The organism is Vibrio sp. B183 (assembly GCF_000740665.1).
In the GTDB taxonomy this organism is placed as follows: Bacteria; Pseudomonadota; Gammaproteobacteria; order Enterobacterales; family Vibrionaceae; genus Vibrio; species Vibrio coralliilyticus.
Genome location: NZ_JPQB01000044.1, coordinates 1 through 3,119, shown reverse-complemented (window position 1 = coordinate 3,119; position 3,119 = coordinate 1). Strand labels below are relative to the sequence as shown.

The 3,119-nt window shown below is 52.6% G+C and carries 1 pseudogene; it reads right to left on the bottom strand.

The window, feature by feature from the left end:
* Positions 1 to 3,119: pseudogene (locus IX95_RS26575) on the bottom strand (hypothetical protein); the annotation flags it as partial.

Sequence of the window (3,119 nt, the reverse complement as noted above, 5' to 3'; positions counted from 1 at the left end):
CCTTCAGGGCGGTCATCGTCATTGCCCTCACCACCATCCTGAATGGTTGCTTCACCAGTCACTGTACCTGTTTGACTGCTGCTCGCTCCGCTTAAGGTGAACGTTTCATCGCCTTCGTACACAGGTGCGTTGTTGTCATCAGTAATCTCAACCGACACGGTGTAAGAACTGTTGCCCGCTGGGACATCAAAACTGAATTCACCATCAACCGCGTTGACCACAGTGCTGCTACCGTCGGCAAAGTTAACCGTGATTTGATTGGTGGTGTAGTCGTCACTTTCCGCTGTGCCATTAGCCAGCGTCATGGTGACTGGCGTAACCAATTCACTCGGGTTACTAAGCGTGACATCAAACACCGCCGTACCGCCTTCATCGACGATTGGGCTGGAGATATTGGTAATTCCTGGGCGATCATCGTCATTGCCCTCGCCACCATCTTGAATGGTCGCTTCACCGCTGACGGTACCTGTTTGACTACTGCTCGCGCCACTTAAGGTGAAGGTTTCATCGCCTTCATACACAGGCTCATCGTTGTCATCCGTGGTCTCAACCGACACAGTGTAAGAACTGTTGCCCGCTGGGACATCAAAGCTGAATTCACCATTAATCACGTTGACAACCGTGCTGGTGCCATCAGCAAAGTTGACGGTGATTTGATTGCTGGTGTAGTCATCACTTTCCGTCGTGCCATTGGCCAGCGTCATGGTAACAGGAGTAACCAATTCACTTGGGTTGCTCAGCGTGACATCAAAGATAGCGGTACCGCCTTCATCGACTGTTGGGCTAGAGATGCTGGTAATCTCTGGACGATCGTCGTCTGGGTTATCCCCCGCACCATTGCCGCTGTCGTTAATAAACGCCGCCGCTTTCGCTTTGCCATTACTGTCTGTGGTCACGCCGTCAACATCGCGAACCACAAGCTGGAAGCGTTCACTGCCTTCGTGCACCGGCGATGCGTTGTCATCCACGGTATCGACTTCAACAAAGATGTCCTGCACGCCCGCAGGTACTGAAATCTCACGACCATCAAAGTCCAGATAAACTTTGTCGTCGCCATCAAGATAGTACGCACGCATCTCACCAATATCGTCCGCTTCCGCGGTATTAGCGTTGCCGTAGGTTTTCGCACGCAGGTCAAGCGTGACGGCATGGTCAACAGGATTGGAGAGATTGATACTGAAGGTTGCCACCTCACCTTCGGAGACGGTACCCGCGCCTGTGACGGTGAGGTCAGGGCGATCGTTATCGCTGCCTTCACCACCATCCTGAATGGTCGCTTCGCCGCTCACCGTACCTGTTTGACTACTGCTCGCACCGCTTAAGGTGAAGGTTTCATCACCTTCATACACAGGGGCATTGTTATCATCGATCGTCTCAACCGACACGGTATAAGAACTGTTGCCCGCTGGGACATCAAAACTGAACTCACCATTGACTGCATTAACCACCGTGCTGGTGCCATCAGCAAAATTGACGGTAATTTGGTTGGTGGTGTAGTCGCCACTTTCCGCTGTACCATTCGCCAGTGTCATGGTGACTGGCGTTGCCAATTCACTTGTGTTGCTCAACGTGACATCAAAGACAGCCGTACCGCCTTCATCGACGGTTGGGCTGGAGATGCTGGTGATTTCTGGGCGGTCATCGTCCGGGTTATCTCCCGTACCATTGCCGCTGTCGTCAATAAACGCCGCCGCTTTCGCTTTGCCATTGTTGTCTGTGGTCACTCCATCGACATCGCGTACCACAAGCTGGAAACGTTCGCTGCCTTCGTGCACCGGCGCTGCGTTGTCGTCTATGGTATCGACTTCAACAAAGATGTCCTGTACACCCGCTGGCACAGAAATCTCACGACCATCAAAGTCCAGATAGACTTTATCGTCACCATCAAGATAGTACGCACGCATCTCACCAATATCGTCCGCTTCCGCGGTATTGGCATTGCCGTTGGTTTTGGCACGTAAATCGAGGGTAACGGCATGGTCAACAGGGTTAGAAAGATTGATACTGAAGGTTGCCACCTCACCTTCAGAGACGGTACCTGCACCTGTGACGGTTAAGTCAGGGCGATCGTTATCGCTGCCCTCACCACCATCTTGAATGGTTGCTTCACCGCTCACTGTGCCTGTCTGACTACTGCTAGCACCGCTTAAGGTGAAGGTTTCATCGCCTTCATACACGGGCGCGTTATTGTCATCCGTGGTCTCAACCGACACAGTGTAAGAACTGTTACCCGCTGGGACATCAAAACTGAATTCACCATTGACCGCATTCACCACCGTGCTGGTGCCATCGGCAAAGTTGACGGTGATTTGATTGCTGCTGTAGTCGTCACTTTCCGCCGTGCCATTCGCCAGCGTCATGGTGACAGGCGTTGCCAACTCACTTGGGTTACTGAGCGTCACATCAAAGACGGCAGTACCGCCTTCATCGACGGTTGGGCTGGAGATGCTGGTGATTTCTGGGCGGTCATCGTCCGGGTTATCCCCCGCACCATTGCCGCTGTCATCAATAAACGCCGCTGCTTTCGCTTTGCCATTACTGTCAGTGGTCACGCCATCCACATCACGAACCACAAGCTGGAAACGTTCGCTGCCTTCGTGTACAGGTGCAGCGTTGTCATCCACGGTGTCGACTTCAACAAAGATGTCCTGCACACCCGCTGGCACTGAAATTTCGCGGCCATCAAAGTCCAGATAAACTTTATCGTCACCATCGAGATAGTACGCGCGCATCTCACCGATATCATCCGCTTCGGCGGTATTGGCGTTGCCGTTAGTTTTGGCACGCAAATCGAGGGTAACCGCATGATCAACAGGGTTGGAGAGGTTGATGCTAAACGTTGCCACCTCACCTTCAGAGACGGTACCTGCGCCTGTAACGGTTAAATCAGGGCGATCGTTATCGCTGTCCTCGCCACCATCTTGAATGGTCGCTTCACCACTCACAGTACCTGTTTGACTGCTGCTTGCACCACTTAAAGTAAAGGTTTCATCGCCTTCATATACAGGCGCGTTGTTGTCATCGGTGGTCTTAACCGACACAGTGTAAGAACTGTTACCCGCTGGGACGTCAAAACTGAACTCACCATTAAACGCGTTGACCACCGTGCTGGTGCCATC